Annotated in this window: 20 protein-coding genes, 1 tRNA gene and 1 pseudogene; 7 read left to right on the plus strand and 15 right to left on the minus strand. The window is 39.7% G+C overall.

Features of this window, described 5'->3' with window-relative positions; all coding sequences use genetic code 11:
- The 3 genes and pseudogenes from HMPREF2086_RS12430 to HMPREF2086_RS11870 all read right to left on the minus strand — a co-directional run bounded on the left by HMPREF2086_RS12430 (position 1) and on the right by HMPREF2086_RS11870 (position 1,268).
- The gene (locus tag HMPREF2086_RS12430; protein WP_325063600.1) at positions 1-921 is read right to left on the minus strand and encodes a J domain-containing protein; all 921 of its coding nucleotides are present in this window, start codon (positions 919-921) and stop codon (positions 1-3) included.
- Positions 916-1,113 (minus strand): annotated as a pseudogene (locus tag HMPREF2086_RS12000) (J domain-containing protein); the annotation flags it as partial. The pseudogene HMPREF2086_RS12000 and the gene HMPREF2086_RS12430, both read right to left, overlap by 6 nt.
- Positions 1,071-1,268, minus strand: coding sequence for a hypothetical protein (locus tag HMPREF2086_RS11870; RefSeq protein WP_187367090.1), 198 nt, complete (start codon positions 1,266-1,268; stop codon positions 1,071-1,073). The gene HMPREF2086_RS11870 and the pseudogene HMPREF2086_RS12000, both read right to left, overlap by 43 nt.
- Positions 1,269-1,693: 425 nt before the next feature.
- Here HMPREF2086_RS11870 and HMPREF2086_RS00150 point away from each other — a divergent pair, with 425 nt between their 5' ends.
- Positions 1,694-1,981, plus strand: coding sequence for a hypothetical protein (locus HMPREF2086_RS00150; protein WP_023926699.1), 288 nt, complete (start codon positions 1,694-1,696; stop codon positions 1,979-1,981).
- Between the two features lie 27 nt (positions 1,982-2,008).
- The gene (locus HMPREF2086_RS00155; protein ID WP_023926700.1) at positions 2,009-2,803 is read left to right on the plus strand and encodes an SDR family NAD(P)-dependent oxidoreductase; all 795 of its coding nucleotides are present in this window, start codon (positions 2,009-2,011) and stop codon (positions 2,801-2,803) included.
- Positions 2,804-2,899: 96 nt separating this feature from the next.
- On the opposite strand, the gene ruvC is transcribed toward HMPREF2086_RS00155, so the two are convergent.
- On the minus strand, positions 2,900-3,391 hold the full coding sequence (gene ruvC / locus HMPREF2086_RS00160) for a crossover junction endodeoxyribonuclease RuvC (RefSeq protein WP_023926701.1): 492 nt from the start codon (positions 3,389-3,391) through the stop codon (positions 2,900-2,902).
- Positions 3,392-3,737: 346 nt separating this feature from the next.
- Between ruvC and dnaA the strand changes: the two genes are divergently transcribed.
- The 4 genes from dnaA to HMPREF2086_RS00180 all read left to right on the plus strand — a co-directional run bounded on the left by dnaA (position 3,738) and on the right by HMPREF2086_RS00180 (position 9,258).
- Entirely contained in the window at positions 3,738-5,051 is a 1,314-nt protein-coding gene (gene dnaA / locus HMPREF2086_RS00165; protein ID WP_023926702.1) for a chromosomal replication initiator protein DnaA, read from the plus strand.
- Positions 5,052-5,399: 348 nt separating this feature from the next.
- On the plus strand, positions 5,400-6,494 hold the full coding sequence (gene dnaN, locus HMPREF2086_RS00170) for a DNA polymerase III subunit beta (RefSeq protein ID WP_023926703.1): 1,095 nt from the start codon (positions 5,400-5,402) through the stop codon (positions 6,492-6,494).
- A 117-nt stretch (positions 6,495-6,611) separates the two neighbouring features.
- A complete protein-coding gene (gene gyrB, locus HMPREF2086_RS00175) occupies positions 6,612-8,951 on the plus strand; it encodes a DNA topoisomerase (ATP-hydrolyzing) subunit B (protein ID WP_023926704.1) in 2,340 nt (779 codons plus the stop codon).
- 43 nt (positions 8,952-8,994) lie between these two features.
- Positions 8,995-9,258 (plus strand): superinfection immunity protein, encoded by a 264-nt coding sequence (locus tag HMPREF2086_RS00180; protein WP_187367091.1) that lies wholly within the window; start codon positions 8,995-8,997, stop codon positions 9,256-9,258.
- Between the two features lie 268 nt (positions 9,259-9,526).
- Here HMPREF2086_RS00180 and HMPREF2086_RS00185 read toward each other — a convergent pair whose 3' ends face one another.
- The 7 genes from HMPREF2086_RS00185 to HMPREF2086_RS00220 form a co-directional block, all read right to left on the minus strand.
- A complete protein-coding gene (locus HMPREF2086_RS00185) occupies positions 9,527-9,814 on the minus strand; it encodes a TRL domain-containing protein (protein ID WP_023926706.1) in 288 nt (95 codons plus the stop codon).
- Between the two features lie 426 nt (positions 9,815-10,240).
- Entirely contained in the window at positions 10,241-10,591 is a 351-nt protein-coding gene (locus tag HMPREF2086_RS00195) for a TM2 domain-containing protein (protein ID WP_023926707.1), read from the minus strand.
- An 8-nt stretch (positions 10,592-10,599) separates the two neighbouring features.
- The gene (locus HMPREF2086_RS10470; RefSeq protein WP_023926708.1) at positions 10,600-11,052 is read right to left on the minus strand and encodes a TM2 domain-containing protein; all 453 of its coding nucleotides are present in this window, start codon (positions 11,050-11,052) and stop codon (positions 10,600-10,602) included.
- Between the two features lie 3 nt (positions 11,053-11,055).
- A complete protein-coding gene (locus HMPREF2086_RS00205) occupies positions 11,056-11,508 on the minus strand; it encodes a hypothetical protein (RefSeq protein WP_023926709.1) in 453 nt (150 codons plus the stop codon).
- A gap of 129 nt (positions 11,509-11,637) precedes the next feature.
- Complete coding sequence (locus HMPREF2086_RS00210) at positions 11,638-12,207, minus strand: hypothetical protein (RefSeq protein ID WP_023926710.1); 570 nt, start codon at positions 12,205-12,207, stop codon at positions 11,638-11,640.
- Between the two features lie 90 nt (positions 12,208-12,297).
- Complete coding sequence (locus tag HMPREF2086_RS00215; protein ID WP_023926711.1) at positions 12,298-12,636, minus strand: hypothetical protein; 339 nt, start codon at positions 12,634-12,636, stop codon at positions 12,298-12,300.
- 227 nt (positions 12,637-12,863) lie between these two features.
- Positions 12,864-13,676, minus strand: a complete 813-nt coding sequence (locus tag HMPREF2086_RS00220; protein ID WP_023926712.1) for an exodeoxyribonuclease III — start codon at positions 13,674-13,676, stop codon at positions 12,864-12,866.
- Between the two features lie 569 nt (positions 13,677-14,245).
- Here HMPREF2086_RS00220 and HMPREF2086_RS00225 point away from each other — a divergent pair.
- Positions 14,246-14,321 (plus strand) — tRNA-Phe (locus HMPREF2086_RS00225).
- A gap of 76 nt (positions 14,322-14,397) precedes the next feature.
- On the opposite strand, the gene HMPREF2086_RS00230 is transcribed toward HMPREF2086_RS00225, so the two are convergent.
- From HMPREF2086_RS00230 to HMPREF2086_RS00245, 4 genes are all read right to left on the minus strand, one after another.
- Positions 14,398-14,637 carry a DUF2443 family protein gene (locus tag HMPREF2086_RS00230; RefSeq protein WP_023926713.1) on the minus strand — a complete coding sequence of 80 codons (240 nt, stop codon included), beginning with the start codon at positions 14,635-14,637 and terminating at the stop codon, positions 14,398-14,400.
- 50 nt (positions 14,638-14,687) lie between these two features.
- The gene (locus tag HMPREF2086_RS00235; protein WP_023926714.1) at positions 14,688-15,707 is read right to left on the minus strand and encodes a KpsF/GutQ family sugar-phosphate isomerase; all 1,020 of its coding nucleotides are present in this window, start codon (positions 15,705-15,707) and stop codon (positions 14,688-14,690) included.
- A gap of 99 nt (positions 15,708-15,806) precedes the next feature.
- Positions 15,807-17,906, minus strand: a complete 2,100-nt coding sequence (locus tag HMPREF2086_RS00240; RefSeq protein WP_023926715.1) for a ribonuclease J — start codon at positions 17,904-17,906, stop codon at positions 15,807-15,809.
- Positions 17,899-18,879, minus strand: coding sequence for a ribosomal RNA small subunit methyltransferase A (locus HMPREF2086_RS00245; protein ID WP_023926716.1), 981 nt, complete (start codon positions 18,877-18,879; stop codon positions 17,899-17,901). Before HMPREF2086_RS00245 ends, HMPREF2086_RS00240 begins: the two co-directional genes overlap by 8 nt.
- Between the last annotated feature and the right edge of the window lie 339 nt (positions 18,880-19,218).

The following is a 19,218-nucleotide window of genomic DNA, read 5'->3' on the forward strand; positions in this document are numbered from 1 at the left end:
TTATGCTGTTGTCTTGTCTGCGTGAGGGGCGTGAGATGCTTTTATGGTGTTGTAGGCATCTAGTATGCGCTTAAATCGCTCTTCAAACACCTCAACCGTGTTTTTGTCTTTGCCTTGAGCATTATCGGGGTGAAATTTTTTGGCTAGCTTTAGATACTGCTTTTTTACTTTGGCAAAGTCATCTCTAAAATCCACATTTAGCTCGCTATAACATTTCCGCAAAAGGTATTCCTCGCGTGTCAAAAAAGTCTCAAAGCCCTCGCCACTCTCGCCAAACCCTGCATAATGGCTAGAATCGCTTTTTTTGCTATTAAACTCAAAATCTAGCGCGATATTGTGGATAATGCGTGAGCTGATAAGCTCCATAACTCCCTCCCACATAGACTCGGTATAGCCCACCGCGCTTATGCAAAACTCATTATCCACTTCATAGAGTATGTTGCTTCCAAAAAGAGCGTGGATATATCGGCGAGCTACGCGGTTGTTTTCGGGGAGGCGCACTAGGATTTGCCCGAGATTTGAGAGGTGGATTTGCACTTTTATGCGCTTTAGGAGAGTGTTGGGATTGGTGATTTTTATGCGTATGGGCAGGTGGCTGTATGATAAAATCTGTGCTAGCTCTGTATCATCGGTGTGACGAGGATTTGTGGAGTTTGTAGAATTATGTGGGATAGAATCTGCTGGGGACTTTTCTGCTGCGCTTATTTGTGTCGTTTGTGCTTTTTGGGCTACTTCTACCTCTTGTGTGGATTTTTTTGCTTTTTTGCTAGATTTTGCTTTTGTGTCTTTTGCTTGCTTGGTTTTGGTGCTTTTTTTGCCGTTTTGGGGGGTTTCAGTGATTTCGTTAGATTTGGGTGTAGAGATTTCTTGTGAGGTTTTTGTCGTTTGAGTGGTGTCGTGTGTCAAAGCCACGCTTTGCATAGTGGCGTGATAAGTCCAATTTATCAAATAGTCTTTTTTGAATCGCTCGCCATCATCAAGGATAAGTAGTGAGCTAGAAAGCTGATAACGCTTAGAGAAGTGCTTGTTGGCGTATTCTAGGACTTTTTGGAGTAGTCTAGAGCCTTGTGCTAACTCGATTTGGACAAATTTATCACAATAAGTAATATACATTTTAAGTCCTTGTCAAATCTTTGAGAGAGTTTTGGTGCTTGCTTTGTGGTGCTTATAACCCTGATGTCCGAATCTTTGATAAAATCTTTTGGTAGATTGCCATTTGTCGCGCTACTATATGACACCAAAAGATTTTTGTTAAGTTTTTTTGGCATAAACTTAAAGTGGCTTTTTGGGATAGATTCTAGCACAAGTTATTTAAAACTTTTAAAACCCGCGTTAAGTCTAGTTAAGTCTAAAGGCTAGATTCGGCTTTTTTGTGAGATTTTGTAATCCTACCCAACCAAAAGCCCACCCAAAAAGCTCTCCAAAATCTCCTAAAACCTAGCATCAAAAGTCCCTAAAGTGCAAAATCTCTAAGCATATCTAGGCTAAATCAGCCAAATCTATCCTCCAAATCTAGCATATATGCACAAGCCATTATTGTGCCTTATTTGTGATTTTGGCTTGATGATTTTGCTCCATTTTGATAAAGCATTTTATTTTGCGCGCAAAATGCCGATATTTAAGGCAAATCCTTGCATAAAAGCGAAATCCTAAAATAAACCTTAAGCACAAATGCAGGGGCAAGGAGTTAGCTATGACAAAAATCCAAAAAATCGTGCTTGGTTGCTTGGCTGCTTTGGCTGTTATCGGGCTAGTGTTTTTGACTGTGGAGTATCAAGATGAGGGGGGTAGGAGAGATAGAAAAATGAGTCAAAACATTGATAATTTGCGCAAAATACGAAAACACAGGGAAAAAAATCCTGATAGGGATTATTTCCAACGAAAAGAGGAGCTAATGTGGGGTGGCGGAAAAAGCGGTGGTAGGGAGCGTGATGTGCCTAAAACTCCATTTGATGACTTAATCAACCATCCGGGCTACTAGTCTAAAATTTATATTTAAGGATACAAAATGCTTGTTTTGATTACGGGTGCTTCGGTGGGGTTTGGCCGTGCGTGTGCGATAGAGTTTGCCACTAGGGGAGATAGTGTCATCGCATTGGCGCGTAGAGAATCCCACCTCATCTCTTTGCAGCAAGAAATCGCCACGGTTACAAATACTGCGATAGGGCAGAGGTGTGAAATCATCGCGTGTGATGTATGCGACATAGACACGATAAAATCTAGGCTAGATGAGATTTTATCTAGGCGCAAAGATGATAGTGAATTTTCGGGAGGAATCTCTGTGCTTGTGAATAACGCTGGGCTAGCACTTGGGCTTAGCCCTGCAGATGAGAGTGATATAAAGGATTGGGAGAGAATGATAGAGGTGAATATCCTATCCCTTGTGCGACTAACAAGGCTTATCCTGCCTCAAATGGTGGCAAAGAGGGCTGGACATATCATAAACATAGGCTCTATCGCTGGGAGCTATGCCTATCCGGGAAGCACGGTGTATGGCGCAAGCAAGGCGTTTGTGAAGCAATTTAGCTTAAATCTACGCGCTGATTTGTCAAGCAAAAATATTCGCATAACGGATATAGAGCCCGGTCTTGCGGGGGGAAGTGAGTTTTCGCTTGTGAGATTTAAGGGTGATGAAAAAAGAGCAAATAGCGTGTATGAGGGGACAGAGCCACTAAATCCAAAAGATATAGCAGAAGCTGTGTGCTGGGTAGCCCACTTGCCTAGTCGCGTAAATATCAATCGGCTAGAGATGATGCCTACCTGCCAAGCCCCCGCCGCACTTGCGGTGCATAAATGCAAGTGAGCGGATTTTTGCAATTTGGCAAAAAATAAAAAGCGTGGCGAGTAAGAATCAAAAATTTTTTTGGCACTTTTTGCACATAATGGGCATCGTAAAATCCTAGAGCGTCTTAAATGCGTGTGTTAGGGCTATGGCTATGGCATCGGTAATGTCAAGGGGCTTTATCTCACTTTTGATTCCCAAAATCTGGCGCACCATAAAAGACACTTGGATTTTATCTGCCTTTGCTTTGCCTGTGATTGTTTTTTTGATTTGTAAGGGGGTGTATTGGGTAAAGCTACCCATTTCTTGGAGGATTTTTAGTGCGATTGCGCCACGCATTTGGGCGAGCTTTAGGACGGATTGGGGGTTGTGAGCGTAGAAAATATCTTCTATGGCGACAGATTCTATGGGTGTGGTGGCTTTGTGGGACTCAAATATAGAATCTAGCGCGTTTATGCACTCTAGGATTTGGGATTGGAAGTCGTCTTTGGCGATTTTTATAAATCCTGCTTCAATTAGCTTGGTTGATTTGCCGCTCTTAGTGGTGGTGTGCTCAATGATTGCATAGCCGCAGTTTCTGCTCCCGGGGTCGATACCTAAAATTTTCATTTTTTGCCTTAAATTTTGTTTTTGTGGGGGTTTTTATGCTGGGGAGTTGTTTTTCAAAATTATAGAACGATTTTTGCTTTTGGGTGCTTATAATTTGGGTGGGGACACTACTTTAGATGACTATGAAGCGAAAGCATAAAAAGTGTGAATATTGTAGTGTGAAAATGTGAAAAGAAGTGAAAAAGTCTTGTGAAAATGTGAAAAACTTTTTGATAAGGCTTGTTTTTGTCTGTGTTTAGAGGGGTTTAAGGATTTTGCAAAATGTGGCTAAAGCTGCAAGATATTTGGCTAGAGAATTTATGACTTAAGTGTGATAAATGATTTTAGGTAATACAAAGGAAAAAAAATGATTTGGGAAAAGGTGCTAAGCACGCTAAAAGAGGAAGTCTCGCCATTTGATTTTGAGACATACATTTCGCTTATCAAATACGATGAGAATGCTTCAAAAAGCAATGTTGCCGTGCTTGTCGTGCCAAATCCATACATAGAGAGCTGGATAAAATCCAACTACGCGCTAAAAATCGCGCATATTTTTGAGATGCAAACCAAAATAAAGCCTGAAATCCGCTTTAGCCTATCAAAAGAAAAACCAAGAAAAACACACACAAAAGCAAAATCTGGGAATATGCAGGTTTCTTATCAGTCCCAATACACATTTGAAAACTTCGTAGTGGGCGATTCTAATCGACACGCCTATACCGTAGCGCAAATGGTGGCAAACACCCAAGCCAAAGCGTATAACCCCGTGCTTTTTTATGGAAATACAGGGCTTGGAAAGACGCATTTGCTTTGCTCAATAGGGAATTTTGCGCGAGGAAGCGGAAAAACCGTGATTTATCTCACAACCGAAGAATTTATGAATGATTTTCAGCGACACCTAAACACCGTGGGAATGGATGCGTTTAGAGATATTTATAGGAATTGCGATTATTTGCTGATTGATGATATTCAGTTTTTGGGGGGCAAGGTAAGTTTGCAAGAAGAGTTTTTCAACACTTTTGAAGCTCTGTATAAGACAAATAAGCAGATTGTGATGACAAGCGATAAACTTCCTAAACAGATTCAAGGACTAGAGGAGCGGCTACGGTCGCGATTTGAAAGTGGCATAAAGATAGACATACAGCCCCCGGGAGTGGAGACAAGAATCCAAATCATCGCTCAAAAATGCGTGGATAACAAAATCTCAATGGAAAAAGAAGTCATAAACTATCTCGCAGAAAATATCAGCGAAAATGTGCGACAAATCGAGGGAGTCATAGCAAAAATGCGATTTCACAATGCTATGACAAATCAGCCTATAAGTGTAGAAATGGCAAAAAGCGTGCTAGATGAAATCCTGCTAGAAAATCAAGAAGAAATCACGGTAGAAAAAATCGTGCGCGTAATCGCAAGGGAACTAAATGTCAAAATCAGTGAAATCACAAGCGGCTCACGCGTGCCAAAAATCGTGCAAGCAAGGCACATCGTGCTATATCTCATAAAAGATTCTGCTAGCAATATGGAATCTATGAGCAGTGTAGCTAGCCGACTAGGGCTAAAAAACCACGCCACAGTAAGCAAGGCTCTCACAAAAATAACCAAACAAATCCAAGAAGATGAGAATTTGAAGCATTTGATTGTGAATTTGAAAAATAAAATACAAAATGAGAAAAATCTCTAATGAGAATCTAACAAAAATTTTGGTAGAATTGCAGATATTGTTATAAAGCAGTGGTGTGTAATTGATAATGTGAATATTGTGGATACTAAGTGGATAAGCAGTGCAAAACCATAAATCCACAAAAATCCAAAAGCTAGAGCAAAATCAAGGGTAGAAATAAAGCAAAGCTCTTAAAAAAATCCCAAAAGAGAGTGTAGAGCAAAGTCTAAAATCTAATAAAATCTTAGAAAAAGTAGATTTTAGGACTTTTTAGGATTGCGCTTAAGATGGGGATTTTGGATAGATTTTCACATATTCACACTACCTACTAATACTGCTAAACATTTAACTTAAAAAAGGAGCAAAGCGATGAAAATCACGCTAAACAAATCTAACTTTGAGATAGTTCTCAATAACTTCCAATCGTTTCTAGATAAGAGGGATTCTTCACAAATCACTTCTCATATTTACCTTGAAACTACTGATGATAAACTATTGCTAAAAGCAACTGACTATGAGATTTCTATCCAATCAAAAATAGACATTCTCCAAAAGCACGAAGACGGCATAGCAACGATTGAGGGCAAAAAGATTGTAACGATTATCAAGCAACTAAAAGACGGAGAGGTAACGCTAGAATCTAAAGACGCACAAATCTTTGTAAAGCAAGGAAAGACGACATACAAACTTGCGACTTTTAATGCAAGCGAATATCACAACGCGACAAAATTCCCAGAGATTGATTCTAATGATAAGCAAATCAATCTTGATTCTGCAAACTTTATCGACTCGCTACGAAAAGTCGCTGTGGCAGCGGAGGGTGCAAACAAAGACAATCATAGAGTAGAGCTCACAGGGACACTTCTAGATGTCAAAGACTATCAATGCAACTTTGTCGCCACAGATACGCGCAGGCTAGCTATCATACGCCACTCCACACAATCAATCAGCGACACGCTATCGCTTATTATCCCAAAACGCGCAATAATGGAAATCACAAAGCTATTTTATGATGAGTTTGAGATATTTTTCTCTGAAACTATGCTCTTTATCCGCTCGGAAAATTATGTATTTTCTACCAAGCTCATTAACGGCAAATATCCAGACTATGAGAAAATTATCCCAAAAGATTTTGCCGTGCAGCTAAAGCTACCAAAAAATGAAATCATTGAAGCGATAAAGCTCATAAATTCTCTTGCTACAAAGATAAAAATTACCATAGATTCTAATGGACTTTTCTTTGAATCTATGAGCACAGAGGATTTGGAATCGGCTAACACGCAACTTGAGATTAGCCTAGATGTCAAAGAGGAACTTACCATAGGTATGGATTCTAGGTATGTGCTTGATTTCCTTACTTACATTCAAGGAAATGAGTTTGAGATTTTGCTAAATGATGCAAATATGCCATTCCTACTAAAAGATGAAAACTACTCCACAATCGTAATGCCTGTGATTATCTAACCAAAATCTCACAACTATCTAGCTTAAAAGAGAATCTCTAAAAAGATTCTCTAGCTTAGTTTTTCTATTTTTAGACTTCATATCTGCAAACACCACAATACAAAGGACTTAAAGACAATGAAAAATGTATCTTACACAGGCGAAAATATCAAGGTTTTGAAAGGACTAGAAGCGGTTCGCAAGCGTCCGGGAATGTATATAGGAAGCACTAATATCAACGGACTTCATCATATGGTGTATGAAGTAGTGGATAATTCTGTCGATGAGTCAATGGCTGGGCATTGTGATAGAATCAAAATCACACTTACGCTAGAGGGAAGTGCGATTATCGAGGATAATGGACGCGGGATTCCTGTGGATATTCACCCCACAGAGAAAATCCCAACTGCAACGGTGGTGCTAACTGTGCTTCACGCGGGAGGGAAATTTGATAGTGAAGTGTATAAGGCTTCTGGTGGGCTTCACGGGGTGGGCGTATCTGTGGTAAATGCGCTATCTTCAAAGCTCATAATGACAATCAAAAAAAATGGAAATATTTATAGACAAGAATTTGCAGAGGGCAAGCCTACAAGCGAGCTAGAAATCATCGGACAAACAAAAGAAAACGGCACGACTATTGAGTTTTTCCCCGATGGCAAAATAATGGAGGTGCTAGAATTTGACAAAGATGTGCTTTTGAAGAGATTTAAAGAAATGGCATATCTAAATAAAAATCTAACCATTGATTTTAAAGATGAGAGAGATGGCACGGAGGTAAGCTATCATTTTGAAAATGGCTTGATAGAATTTATCGATGATGTCAATAAGCGCAATGCAATCATTGGCTCGACTATTTACTTCAAAGGTGTAGAGCAAGAGACAGAAGTCGAAATCGCCCTAACCTACAATGAAGGTTTTGATGAGAATGTGCTAAGTTTTGTCAATAATATCCGCACACCTGATGGCGGGACACACGAGGCTGGTTTTCGCGCTGCTTTGTCTAGGGTAATCACAAACTACATAGAAGCAAATGCTAACGCGCGCGAAAAAGATGTCAAAGTAACGGGCGAAGATGTGCGTGAGGGACTTGTAGCGATAATCTCTACTCGCGTGATAGACCCGCAGTTTGAGGGACAAGTCAAGGGCAAACTTGGGAGTTCATTTGTAAAACCAATCGTGCAAAAGCTCACTTTTGATAAGCTAAGCAAGTTTTTTGAAGAAAATCCAAATGATGCCAAAAACATAATGCAAAAAGCACTTTTAGCTGCACGAGGTAGAGAAGCAGCAAAAAAAGCACGCGAAACTATGCGCAAAAAAGAGAGCTTCTCGGTAGGCACACTTCCGGGCAAGCTCGCAGACTGCCAGAGCAAAGACCCACAAGAGTCCGAAATCTATCTTGTAGAGGGGGATTCTGCGGGTGGTAGTGCAAAGCAAGGGCGAGATAGACGCTATCAAGCGATTTTGCCTCTGCGTGGAAAGATTTTGAATGTAGAAAAATCTAGGCTTGATAAAATCCTAAAAAGCGAAGAAATCAAAAATATGATAATCGCCTTTGGCTGTGGCATAGGCGATGAGTTTAGCTTGGAGAGATTGCGATACCACAAAATCATCATTATGACTGATGCTGATGTCGATGGTAGCCATATACAAACGCTTTTGATGACATTTTTTTATCGCTATCTTAAGCCACTTATCGAAAATGGACATATTTATATCGCACAGCCACCTTTGTATCGCTTCAAAAAGGGCAAAAAAGAGATTTACCTAAAAGATGATAGGGCACTAAGCGAATATTTGAGCGAAAATGGAATAGAAAACTTTAGCTTCAAGGGAATCGGCAATAAAGAGCTTTTGGAGATTTTGCGATATATCGCGCACTATCGCTCCACGCTAAAAAGCCTAGAGAAGCGATATGCGATGATAGAGGTGGTGCGCTATCTTATCGAAAATGTAAGTGAGAGTGCAAGCAAGGATTTTGCTAAGCTGTATGAAAAAATAGAGAAATTTTTATCTAGCATAGAGTGTAATATCCTATCTAAAGACTTGAGAGAGGATTCTATCACGCTATATGTCCAAACAAGTTTGGGGCTACTTGATATTACTATTGATGAAAATCTATTTAGCGACCCGCTTTTTAGCGAAGCAAGGCATACTTATCATAAAATCAATGAGCGGGATTTGGCGTTTTTGAAAGATGAAAATGGTGTGAAAAAAGATGTCATCACTTTGCTTGAGGAAGTGGAAAACTCTGCTAAGAAAGGCGCAGATATACAGCGATACAAAGGGCTAGGCGAGATGAATCCAGACCAGCTATGGGAAACTACGATGACACCTACGGATAGGACGCTACTTCGCGTGCAACTACCAAGTGAGGAAGAAGCTGATAGAATCTTTACGCTCTTTATGGGCGATGAGGTAGAGCCAAGAAGAGAATATATCCAACTTCACGCAAAAGATGTCAAGCATTTAGATGTGTGATGTTTGCTTAAAAATGGTTGCCTAAAAGGAGCGAGCCTTGTTTTTGGAATATTTTTATAAAAATTCTACCGAAATCATCGATGGCGTGGAAATCGTAGGCGTGCCTACTTTTGATATATTGCTATTTGTGGCGTATATATTGGCGATTATTTGTAGTTTGGGCTTGTATTTTTTACCAAGTGTGATTGCGTTTGTGCGCTCTCATAAGGATAAATGGCTAATTTTTATCATAAATTTCTTTTTTGGATTGACAGGGATATTGTGGTTTGTGGCATTTATTTGGGCGATTTTTAGCAAAAAAGAGTAAGCAAATTTTAGTTTTTTGTATTTTTTGGCTTTTTGTGGTGTTTAATATATTTGGGATATATCCAAGTGTGGTGTAAGTGTTTTTTGTAGATTTTTGAGGGGTTTTTGTGAGATTTTGGATATGTTTTGTTTTTGGATTTTGTGAGGAAATCCTCTTGCCCTAAAAATATTAAAAATAATCTAAGGCAAGGGGGTGAGTTTTAGCTTTTGTGATTTAGTAAAAATCTTAGCTTAAGTGAAAAATCACACTTGTTTATACTAAAGTGGATTTATCTGCCGCGCACTACGACTTTGTCGCTTGCATAAATCCAAAAGCTAAATCGCTTAATATCCGCGCTTTGAACTTGAGTGATATTGCCTTTGGCGATAGCGTCATTAAGCGTGCATTTTCCAAAGCGGAAAATACCAAAGAAACTTCGGCAGGTAGCTACGCCTATCTTTGCTTGCTCTGGTGGGACTTCAGCCGCTGTAATGTTTAGAGGGGTGTTTAGAGCGCAGCCTGTCATCATAACCGCTCCAAGCCCTGCAGCAAATGCTAGTGCAAGAATCTTACTCATTCTCTACTCCTTGTGAGGGTGATATTTGCTTTGCTTCGTGGCAAGAATCTTAAGATAAATATTTTTATCACAAATTTTCTCGCAAAAAACAAAAGCAGTTTATTTTATCCCCCCCCCCATTAAAAATAGCTTAATTTTTGAAAAATTTTTAAAAGTCGTGTGGGAAGTGAGGGAAAACTCAAAAATATGTGAAAGTATGCGTGGAAAAAGCGCGTGATAATCGTGCGGAGGAGTGAAAAAAATCGTAGAAAAATAGTGAAAATAAATTAGATTTTGCAAAATCTAAATCAGCAGTAGCAATGTGTGCTTAAAATCTGCGCTAGCTAGAAACTAGATAGAGAATCTCTATATCGGTGTTTATTTGGCTTTTTGGTATTTAGAGATATTACAAAAGCCAAACAAAAGTTGCATTACTTAGCTAGATTCTCATCTCTTTTTGGCAAAAGCTAGAGCTTGGGCGATTTTGGCTACATTATCATTTTTTATCCCACGCCATACCAAAAATAAATCTATAAACCACCATATACCCAAAGTAAGCCAGCAAGTCAAAAGCTTAACCACACCTAGCCCTATGTCGCCTTTATAAAATCTATCCACGCCAAGCGCACCAAACAAAAACCCAAGCACAAAGCCGATTATTGGACTTTTTAGATTAAGAGAAACAAGCGAATATAACGAAGCCTCATCAACTTCTTCAAGTTGCTTTTGTAACATAAATGCTTCTGCACTTGGGATTTTGTCTTGCCATTGGTTCATTAGCATTAGAGTATTATTCATTCTAGTCCTTATTTGTCATTGTGCTTAGAAAAAAAGAGGTATTCCTGCAGTCGCAAGAGATTATCGCTTTGTATGCCACGATATACAAAATAGCTATCCACATACACAGCTATCGTATAAATCACAACTAGCACACAAAAAACAATCAGTATTACTTCATCTTCGCTAAAAAGACCGTAACCAAGCATAGCACAAACCATACAAGCCCCGATGATAAAAGCTATGCCAAGTGCTATATCTACCCCTTTACCCTTATAAAATCTACCCACACCAAAAACACCCAAAAAAATTTGAAGTAGTAATCCTATAAGGGGGTTTTTAAAAGCAATGCTTGATATACCCAAGAGAGTTTTTTCATCTGCCTCTTCGCATTGCTTTAGGGCATAGATTCTACCTTGCTCGTTTAGTTTATTTTCTAGCGTCATAGATAGCAGTGCTATTTGTTGCGGATTTGCACTCATAGTTTACCCTATTACTTGGAATATTTTATTTAGATTGTTGTTTCGTAGTTTTTTACCTGTGAGGAACAAGTCTACTATCCACCAAATAGCAACAACAAGATTTAGCACAAGCGATATAATATAAAGTGTGCTTACCTCTCCATAAGGTGCTTTACCAACCATATCAACAGTTCCCACAGAAATTAAAACATACATAATAATAGTCAATACCAAACGAATCCCTCCTAGTAACATATCTCCTATCATAAACCTTCCCACACCAAAACTACCAAACAAAAAACTACCCACCCAAAAAACGAGCGCAGGGCTTTTTAGTTTTAGAAATGGTAGTTTTTGTACTAGCTCATTTCTTTGAGAATCGCTTAGCTTATCAAGTCTATCTTGCAGCATCTGCCTTGATTGTATATCTTTGGGTAGTTTGTCTTGCACCGCTAGTAGTATTGAATTTGTATCCATTTTTCACCTCTTTGAAATTATTTTAGAATCCATAAAGATTCTCTAATGTATTTGCAATGAATTGCCTAAACTTAAGCTTATTTGTCCTGTTATTTTTTATCTTGCTATATATAGAATTTTGTGTAGCTTTTATTCATAGCCTAAAACCTCCACATACACCTGACCATCTTGTGTAGCTTGTGCTGTGTATTTTATGAAGTATTCTTCTGCAACAAAAAGGCTTGTTGCTTTGCCTAAGTCACCATTTGTAGCTCTTGCTCCCATAAATCCAGCAAAAACCGCCACACGAAAAAGCTCTTCATTAAGAATGGGTAATAAGGTTTGAATGTGTGGTTGTTTTGTGGATACTTGCGCTTTGCAACTAATCTTTTTAGTTTCTTTGTCTGCAGAATTTATCATAAAAGCACTATAATCATATTTTCGCGCCTCACAATATGCTCTGCGATTTTCATAGCCAAGCTTGTGAAGTTCTTCGTTGTATGATGATTCTTTGCTATCAAATAAATCGTGATTTCCTTCTGCTGTTCCGCATAGAAACGGAAATTGTAGCCAATGCTTTTGTATAAGCTGTGTAACCAAATCAAGCACCTCTTTATCATCACATTTAGGCATACTGTTGCCACACCCACTAAATGCGATACTTGCTACTAAAGCAAATCCTATCAACCACTTATTACATTTTGTTGTTTTGTTTTTCATTTTATTCTCCTTAAAGTTACGATACATTTGCCAATAGCAAATGCAAACATTAGTGTTTATCACACGCCTTATTGCCTAAGTTTGTTTTTCTTAAGTTGTCTGTTGATTGAGTATTTGCAAGGCTTTGTCAATCCCAGATATGTCAATGACAGGATTATTTTTAATACACTGCAAAAGACAAAGTGCCAAATCATTTGGCAGTATAAACCAGCAGGGTGTAGAATGTGCGTTTGGATAGCCTAGCGGTGGTATCCTACCTTGTTGATTATCTTTCCTGCTTACTACCCAACGAATGCCGATAGAAAGGACTTTTGGAGCATTTTCGTTTTGTGGGTCTTCTTTGTCATAGCCTGAAGCTATTTGAAACGCTTTATCTGCGCTTTCATAGAGGATTGTTTCGGGAAAATTATTGAATGGAAAAGTTGCCATTATCGCCACTCCTTTGTTTTTAAAATTCGGGGGAATTATATTACCCCCCTTAAATTCTCCTTAAAAAACTCTCTTAGATACCGTAACGACTCTAAAGAATCTAAAAATATTCACTAAAAAATAAAGGAAGAGGCAAAGGAGGATTTGGCTAAAAGGTTAAGTTAAGAGGGCAGAGGCTTGAGGGTGTAAAAATGTCGCAAAAATAGCGCAAAAAAGCGTTATAGGGCTTAAAACCCTATCTCTAATCCCACAGGGCAGTGGTCGCTCCCTAAAATCTGTGGGTAGATTTTGGCGTCTTTGAGGTTTGGCACTAGGGCTTTGGAGCAAAGGAAGTAGTCGATTCTCCAGCCGATGTTTTTTTCTCGTGCTGTGCCAAAGTAGCTCCACCAGCTGTATGCTTCCTCTTTGTCGGGGTAGAAATGTCGAAATGTATCGACAAATCCAGAATCTAGAAGCACGCTAAACTTCTCTCTCTCCCAATCGCTAAAGCCTGCATTGCCAAGAAATGTAACTTCCCCGCTAGAATCTTTGCGCGTGCAGTTTGTCTTTGGGTTTTTCAAATCAATTTCTTTGTGCGCGACATTTAAGTCCCCGCAGACTATCACGGGCTTTTTTTGCTCCAAGTTTTTGAGAAACGCGCGGAAGTCATCTTCCCACTGCATACGATACTCCAGCCGCTCTAGCTCGCGCTTGGAGTTTGGCGTATAGACATTTACGAGGTAGAAGCCATCAAACTCTGCGGTGATGATTCTGCCCTCTTTGTCGTGGTGGGCTATCCCCATATCGTATTGCACACTTAGGGGCTGTGTCTTGCTAAGGGTAACCACGCCAGAGTAGCCCTTTTTTTGCGCGCTATTCCAAAAGTCATTGTAGCCTAGAGTGCTAAAGTCAAAGTCAGCTTGCTCGCGCTGCATTTTGGACTCTTGGATACAGAAAATATCGGCATCTACGGAGCGGAAAAACTCCATAAAGCCTTTATTCATACACGCACGCAGTCCATTGACATTCCAAGAGATGAGGTTTAGTGGTTTTTTTTGCATTTTCAAATATTTATTTATCTAAATCAATCACTGTTTTGAAGCCTATCAGTGCAATGCAAAGAATTGATACAAAAGCTATACTAAAAGCAAATATTTCCATAAAAAGCCTTTTATTTGAGTTTGCCTATTTTTTTGCATTTTTTAGACATTGTCCTGCTGATAAAAATAGCAAGAACAACAAAAATACAAGATAAGATTACACCACCTATCAGCATAAGTTTGGTAATATTTGAGTAGTTGGTAATACACCAACCAACGATAGCCAACAAAACGGCTATGTCAATACCCAACCAAAAACGCAGGATTTTTAAATGTTCTTTGAGTTCATCTATTTTTGCCATAGCGAGATTATAACAAATTTTTAGAAAAACTACTTTTTTATATTTGTATTTTATTTGTGTTATTTTTTATAAAAGATGATGATTATAGCAAAATCTAGGGATAGTTTTTGGCACTATAAGACATTATGTATTCATTTAAGATGAAATTTACACAATTTTGGATACAATACCCGCTTACTTTGATTTATAATATTTGGGTTTGAATCTTTGGCTTAAGTCTTTTTATGTGGCTCGATAGCTCAGTCGGTAGAGCAGGAGACTGAAAATCTCCGTGTCGGTGGTTCGATTCCGCCTCGAGCCACCATTTTACTTCCTTAATATTCTTTTATTTTGACACTTTCTTTTTTGCTCTATTTATTACTTTTTGATTTTGCAAAAGTCTAAAACACAAGCATTTCGCGCTTTAGTTTGTTTAGCAAATCTATTTGGGCTTTTAGTTTGTCTACTTCCTCGTTTAGGTGCTCCCACACTGACATTTGCATACCCTCTGGCATATCCATAGAGCCACGCTTTATCATAATATAATCCACAAAGCTAATCTTTGCCATTCCTAGCAAAATAGTGATTTCATCGCGGATTTCCTCGATATTGGCAATGATTTCGTTGATTTTTTCAAACATTTTTACTCCTTTTGTTTGATTTAGTATTTTTGATTTTAGGCTAGTTAATTTTAGTCTATTGTTATGCCCGCATCTAGTAGTGTGTGGATATGTAGCACGCCTTTTAGAGAGTTGTTTTTGTCTGTGATGATTAGTAGCTGGATTTTGCTTTTTTCGATGATTTCTAGGGCTTGGCTTGCTAGTAGATTTTCATCATTGCAGGTTTTTGGGGTTTTGCTAGCATATCGTAGTGCAGGGGAATCAAGGCAAAAATCCTTATTCATCATCGCACGGCGCAAATCCCCATCGCTTAGAATCGCTATGGGTTTTAGCTCTTTTAGATTTTCTACGATGATAGCATTGCCTAGCCGTTTTTGACTCATTTCTATTATGGCTTCTTTTAGCGAAGTTTCTTGTGTGATTATGGGGAGGTTGTCTTTTTGCATTATGTCAGCGATTTTTACAAATAGTTTGCGCCCTAGCGCACCACCGGGGTGGAGAGAGCCAAAATCTTGTTTGCCAAATCCTCGTGCGTGCATTAGACACGCAGCTAGAGCATCTCCCATAGCAAGAGTAAGCGTGGTGCTACTCATCGGTGCGCTATTTATCGGGCAGGCTTCCCTCTCTACAAAGATAGGCAAAAAATGCTCGCTATACTCACTAAGCGCGGAATCTTTTGCTTTACTCATCGTTATGATAGCTTTTGCTTTCATTTTTAGATGGGGGATAATAGCTAACACCTCGCTAGAAGTTCCGCTATAACTGATAGCCAAAACAATGTCATTTTGGCTTACCATTCCCAAATCCCCGTGCAAAGCTTCTGTGGGGTGGAGGAAAAAGCTAGGCGTGCCTGTGGATGCAAGTGTAGCTGCGATTTTGCTACCGATATGCCCGCTTTTGCCCACACCTGTGATGATTAGCTTGCCACCTTGTGAGGTGGAATCTAGTATGAGTGATATGATGTTTTTTAGTGCGGTGTTTGGGAGGATTTGAGGGAGAGAAGTGGCACTATCAAGTAGCGATTTTGCTTCGTCTTTTAGGACATTTGTAGCGATTTGGGTGAAATCTAGCGAAGTATCAAAACTTTTCAAGGCTTTATCCTTTTTGCGCTTTTATTAGCTTTTTGCTTAAAGTAGAGATTACAAAGACTGCAATCCCTGCTTTAGAACTTAGCAAAACGCTAGCAAGATTTATGCCGTAAAGATATGCATCATAATCGCAGGATATTTTTTGAGCTTTTTAAATAGCAGTTTGCGGATAATGTTTCGTAGCTCTGCTTCTAGATGTCCTTTGGAATTCATCGTTTCTTTTTTTATCGTGCGGATTGCCATTTCTATCGTGCCTTGCACTTCTTTTTCTAGCTCTTTTTGCTCGTTTTGGTTTGCTACGCCCACCATTTGGATTTCAAGCGAGCGGAGCTTTTGCTCTTGCTTAGCGATAAATGCCACCACGCTTACTATCCCGCTATCTGCCAAATCTTTTCTGTCTTGTAGTGTGGGTGCGTCTATTTCTTTGCAAGCTTGATTGTCGATGAAAACTTTGCCTGATTTTACATTGCCGACTTTTTTGATATATGTGGGGTTTACTTCGATTTGGTCGCCATCTTCCATTAGCAGTATGTTTTTCTCTGGCACGCCACATTTTATGGCGGTGTCTTTGTGCTTGGAGACGTGGTTATACTCGCCGTGCACGGGTAAGAAAAATTTGGGCTTTATAAGGCGAAGCATAAGTTTTTGCTCTTCTTGGGCGGCGTGTCCGCTTACGTGGATTTCGCTAAAGTCTTGGTAAGCCACGCTAGCACCCGCTTTCATAAGGAAATTTAGCACAGCAGATACGCTACCCTCATTGCCCGGGATAGCTTTTGCTGATAGGATTATCAAGTCGCTAGATTTGATTTTGATATGTCGGTGCTCATCGGTAGCCATACGATATAGCGCACTCATCGTTTCGCCTTGAGAGCCTGTGGTAACGATTAGAATCTCGCTATCGGGATATTTTTCTACCTCGTGGGCTTCGATGAAAATGTTGTTTGGCAAGTCTATGTAGCCTAGTTCGCGTGCGATTTCTATGTTTTTTTCCATAGAGCGACCGATGACACAGACTTTGCGCCCGTATTTTAGCCCATAAGTGATTGCTTGATAGACGCGGTGGATATTGGAGCTAAATGTGCTCATTATCACGCGTCCATCGGCGTTTTTAAACAATGCGTCAAATGTAGGTCCAACAGTGGCTTCGCTTTGTGTGCAGCCACTTTTGTGGGAGTTAGTAGAGTCGCTAAGCAAAAGCATAACCCCCTCTTCGCCATAATGTGCTAGGCGGTGCAAATCTGTGGGGAGATTATCTATGGGCGTGTGGTCAATTTTGAAATCTCCTGTATGGAGGATAATTCCCGCTGCGGTGCGAATCCCTAGAGCACTAGAATCAATGATAGAGTGAGTGATATGAATCCACTCGATTTCAAAATCCCCGATTTGCACGGGCTGGCGTTTTTGGACGACTTTTAGCATTGGGCGGTATTGCTTTAGCCCGTGTTCATCAAATTTCGCACCTATCATTCCTAGTGCTAGAGGTGTGCCATAAAGCGGGAATTGCAATTCTTTGAATAGATATGGGACTGCGCCTATGTGGTCTTCGTGGGCGTGGGTTATGACTATGCCTGCAATTTTGCTTTTGATAGAATGTAGGTAGCTAAAATCTGGGATAAGAATATCCACGCCGTGCATATTTTCCTCTGGGAAGCTCATACCCACATCGATGATAATCGCGCTATTTTCGCTCTCCATTACCATCATATTTCCACCGATTTCCCCTAGCCCACCAAGAGGCGTGATTTTGATTTTTTCTTTGGTAGAGAGGTCTAGCTTGTTGTGTGGGTTTAGGCTGTTTTTTTGTATTCTAGTGTTTGTCTCTACGCCTTTTTTTAGGTCTTTGTGAAATTCTAGATTGCCTTTTTCTTTTGCTCCTTGCACTTCTCTAGCTCCCCTACTAGCAGAATCTTGTAGTGCTTGCATTCGCTGGTTTGGGAATTGTCGTTTTTGAGGAGCGGCAGAATTTGGCTGATTTTGGTGTTTGGCGTTGTTTTGGGAGTTTTGTCCGTTTTGTGAGCTATCCCTTTGCGAGCTATTCGCCTCATTTGTTGTGCTATTTTGTCCGCCGTTTTGCCTATGCTTGTTTTTGTGGTTGCGGTGGTCTTTGTTATGAGAGTTGTGATTGTTTTGCGGAGATTGTCCGTCTTTTTTGCCAAATCGAGAGAAAAACCCTCGTTTTTGTTGTTCGTTGTTGTCATTCATCGTGTGTCCTTTCAAGTTTTGTGAAAATGTGGTGATATTTTTGTGTGCTTACTTGGTGTGCTCTGCTGTGAGAAGGCATATCAAGTGTAGCAAAAATCTCCTCTAGTTGCTTTTTGTCATAATGTCTTGCTAGATTTGATAATAGCTTTTTTCTAGGCGATACAAATGCGTGTTTTAGCATTTTTTCAAAGCTAAGCCACCTTTGGCTAGATTTTGTAAAATCACCTAAGAAACTTTCTTGCCCTTTGCGCAGGCTAAAAACTGATGAAGTTACCTTTGGCATAGGCTCAAACGCTTCTTTTGGCACGCTAAAAAGTAGTCGTATATCTCCTACACTTTGCGCTAGCACAGATAGAGCGCAAAACTCACTATCTCCACTGCTAGCACAGAATTTATCTGCTACCTCCTTTTGTGTCATCACCACAAATCCCTTGCAAAGCGGGTCTTTTAGCGCGATAAGGATAATGCGCGTGGCGATATAGTAGGGGAGATTTGAGATGAGGATATATGGAGAGGTGGCAAGCCAAGAGCTTTTTGGGCTTATTTGGCTAGCACTCTTTTCATCTAACTGCTCGCGTATTTTTTCGCTTGTATCCTCATATTTTGCCGTGCTAGTAATGTCGGTTTTTGTCGTATCATCTGCTTTGCCCTCTTTGCTTTTTTCTTTGCTCTCGCATTTTTGGAGTGCTAGGGCAAAGGGCAGAGATAGCACATCTGCGTGTATCAAATCAAAATGATTCGCAAGGCTTTGCTTTGCGAATCGCTGCAATACAAAAGAACATAGAGCTTCGTCAATCTCATAAGAAAGGAGAGGAGCGATGCCCAAAAGCCTAATGGATAAATCACCCAAGCCAACACCGATTTCCACAAGCTTTAGACTTTGAAGCTGGAGGTTTTGTGAAGTGTGGAGGCTACTAGATTTTGACATTTCTAGCGGATACTCATCACTATGTTTCGCACCATTTTGCGTCATCTCTCGCGCTTTGCTAGAATCTGGCGAGGATTTTGGTGCATTCTCTAGCTTGGCTAAACAGCTTTGGTATAGCTCGGAGCTTGCTTGGAGGATTTTGTCTAAAATGATAGAATCTTTTAGAAAATTCTGTCCAAAATGTTTTTTTGGTATTATGCTTCTCTGCAGGAAAATCCTTTTTATAAATCTATTTTATGAGAATCTATTTATAAAAAGCATTTGTTTGCAAAGAATGGTTTGATTTGCTTGGGTGCTATTGTAGCGAATCTTTTGTTGATTGTGGTAAAAATTTGTAAAAATATGCGCAAAAATCACACCAAATCTCGCACAATGTAGGCGAAA

Source organism: Helicobacter macacae MIT 99-5501 (genome assembly GCF_000507845.1).
In the GTDB taxonomy this organism is placed as follows: Bacteria; Campylobacterota; Campylobacteria; order Campylobacterales; family Helicobacteraceae; genus Helicobacter_B; species Helicobacter_B macacae.

Coding starts and splice junctions, on each gene's coding strand:
- HMPREF2086_RS12430 (WP_325063600.1), bottom strand. CDS start 921: ATGCAAAGCGTGGCTTTGACACACGACACCACTCAAACGACAAAAACC.
- HMPREF2086_RS11870 (WP_187367090.1), bottom strand. CDS start 1,268: ATGCCAAAAAAACTTAACAAAAATCTTTTGGTGTCATATAGTAGCGCG.
- HMPREF2086_RS00150 (WP_023926699.1), top strand. CDS start 1,694: ATGACAAAAATCCAAAAAATCGTGCTTGGTTGCTTGGCTGCTTTGGCT.
- HMPREF2086_RS00155 (WP_023926700.1), top strand. CDS start 2,009: ATGCTTGTTTTGATTACGGGTGCTTCGGTGGGGTTTGGCCGTGCGTGT.
- ruvC (WP_023926701.1), bottom strand. CDS start 3,391: ATGAAAATTTTAGGTATCGACCCCGGGAGCAGAAACTGCGGCTATGCA.
- dnaA (WP_023926702.1), top strand. CDS start 3,738: ATGATTTGGGAAAAGGTGCTAAGCACGCTAAAAGAGGAAGTCTCGCCA.
- dnaN (WP_023926703.1), top strand. CDS start 5,400: ATGAAAATCACGCTAAACAAATCTAACTTTGAGATAGTTCTCAATAAC.
- gyrB (WP_023926704.1), top strand. CDS start 6,612: ATGAAAAATGTATCTTACACAGGCGAAAATATCAAGGTTTTGAAAGGA.
- HMPREF2086_RS00185 (WP_023926706.1), bottom strand. CDS start 9,814: ATGAGTAAGATTCTTGCACTAGCATTTGCTGCAGGGCTTGGAGCGGTT.
- HMPREF2086_RS00195 (WP_023926707.1), bottom strand. CDS start 10,591: ATGAATAATACTCTAATGCTAATGAACCAATGGCAAGACAAAATCCCA.
- HMPREF2086_RS10470 (WP_023926708.1), bottom strand. CDS start 11,052: ATGAGTGCAAATCCGCAACAAATAGCACTGCTATCTATGACGCTAGAA.
- HMPREF2086_RS00205 (WP_023926709.1), bottom strand. CDS start 11,508: ATGGATACAAATTCAATACTACTAGCGGTGCAAGACAAACTACCCAAA.
- HMPREF2086_RS00210 (WP_023926710.1), bottom strand. CDS start 12,207: ATGAAAAACAAAACAACAAAATGTAATAAGTGGTTGATAGGATTTGCT.
- HMPREF2086_RS00215 (WP_023926711.1), bottom strand. CDS start 12,636: ATGGCAACTTTTCCATTCAATAATTTTCCCGAAACAATCCTCTATGAA.
- HMPREF2086_RS00220 (WP_023926712.1), bottom strand. CDS start 13,676: ATGCAAAAAAAACCACTAAACCTCATCTCTTGGAATGTCAATGGACTG.
- HMPREF2086_RS00230 (WP_023926713.1), bottom strand. CDS start 14,637: ATGTTTGAAAAAATCAACGAAATCATTGCCAATATCGAGGAAATCCGC.
- HMPREF2086_RS00240 (WP_023926715.1), bottom strand. CDS start 17,906: ATGAATGACAACAACGAACAACAAAAACGAGGGTTTTTCTCTCGATTT.
- HMPREF2086_RS00245 (WP_023926716.1), bottom strand. CDS start 18,879: ATGACGCAAAATGGTGCGAAACATAGTGATGAGTATCCGCTAGAAATG.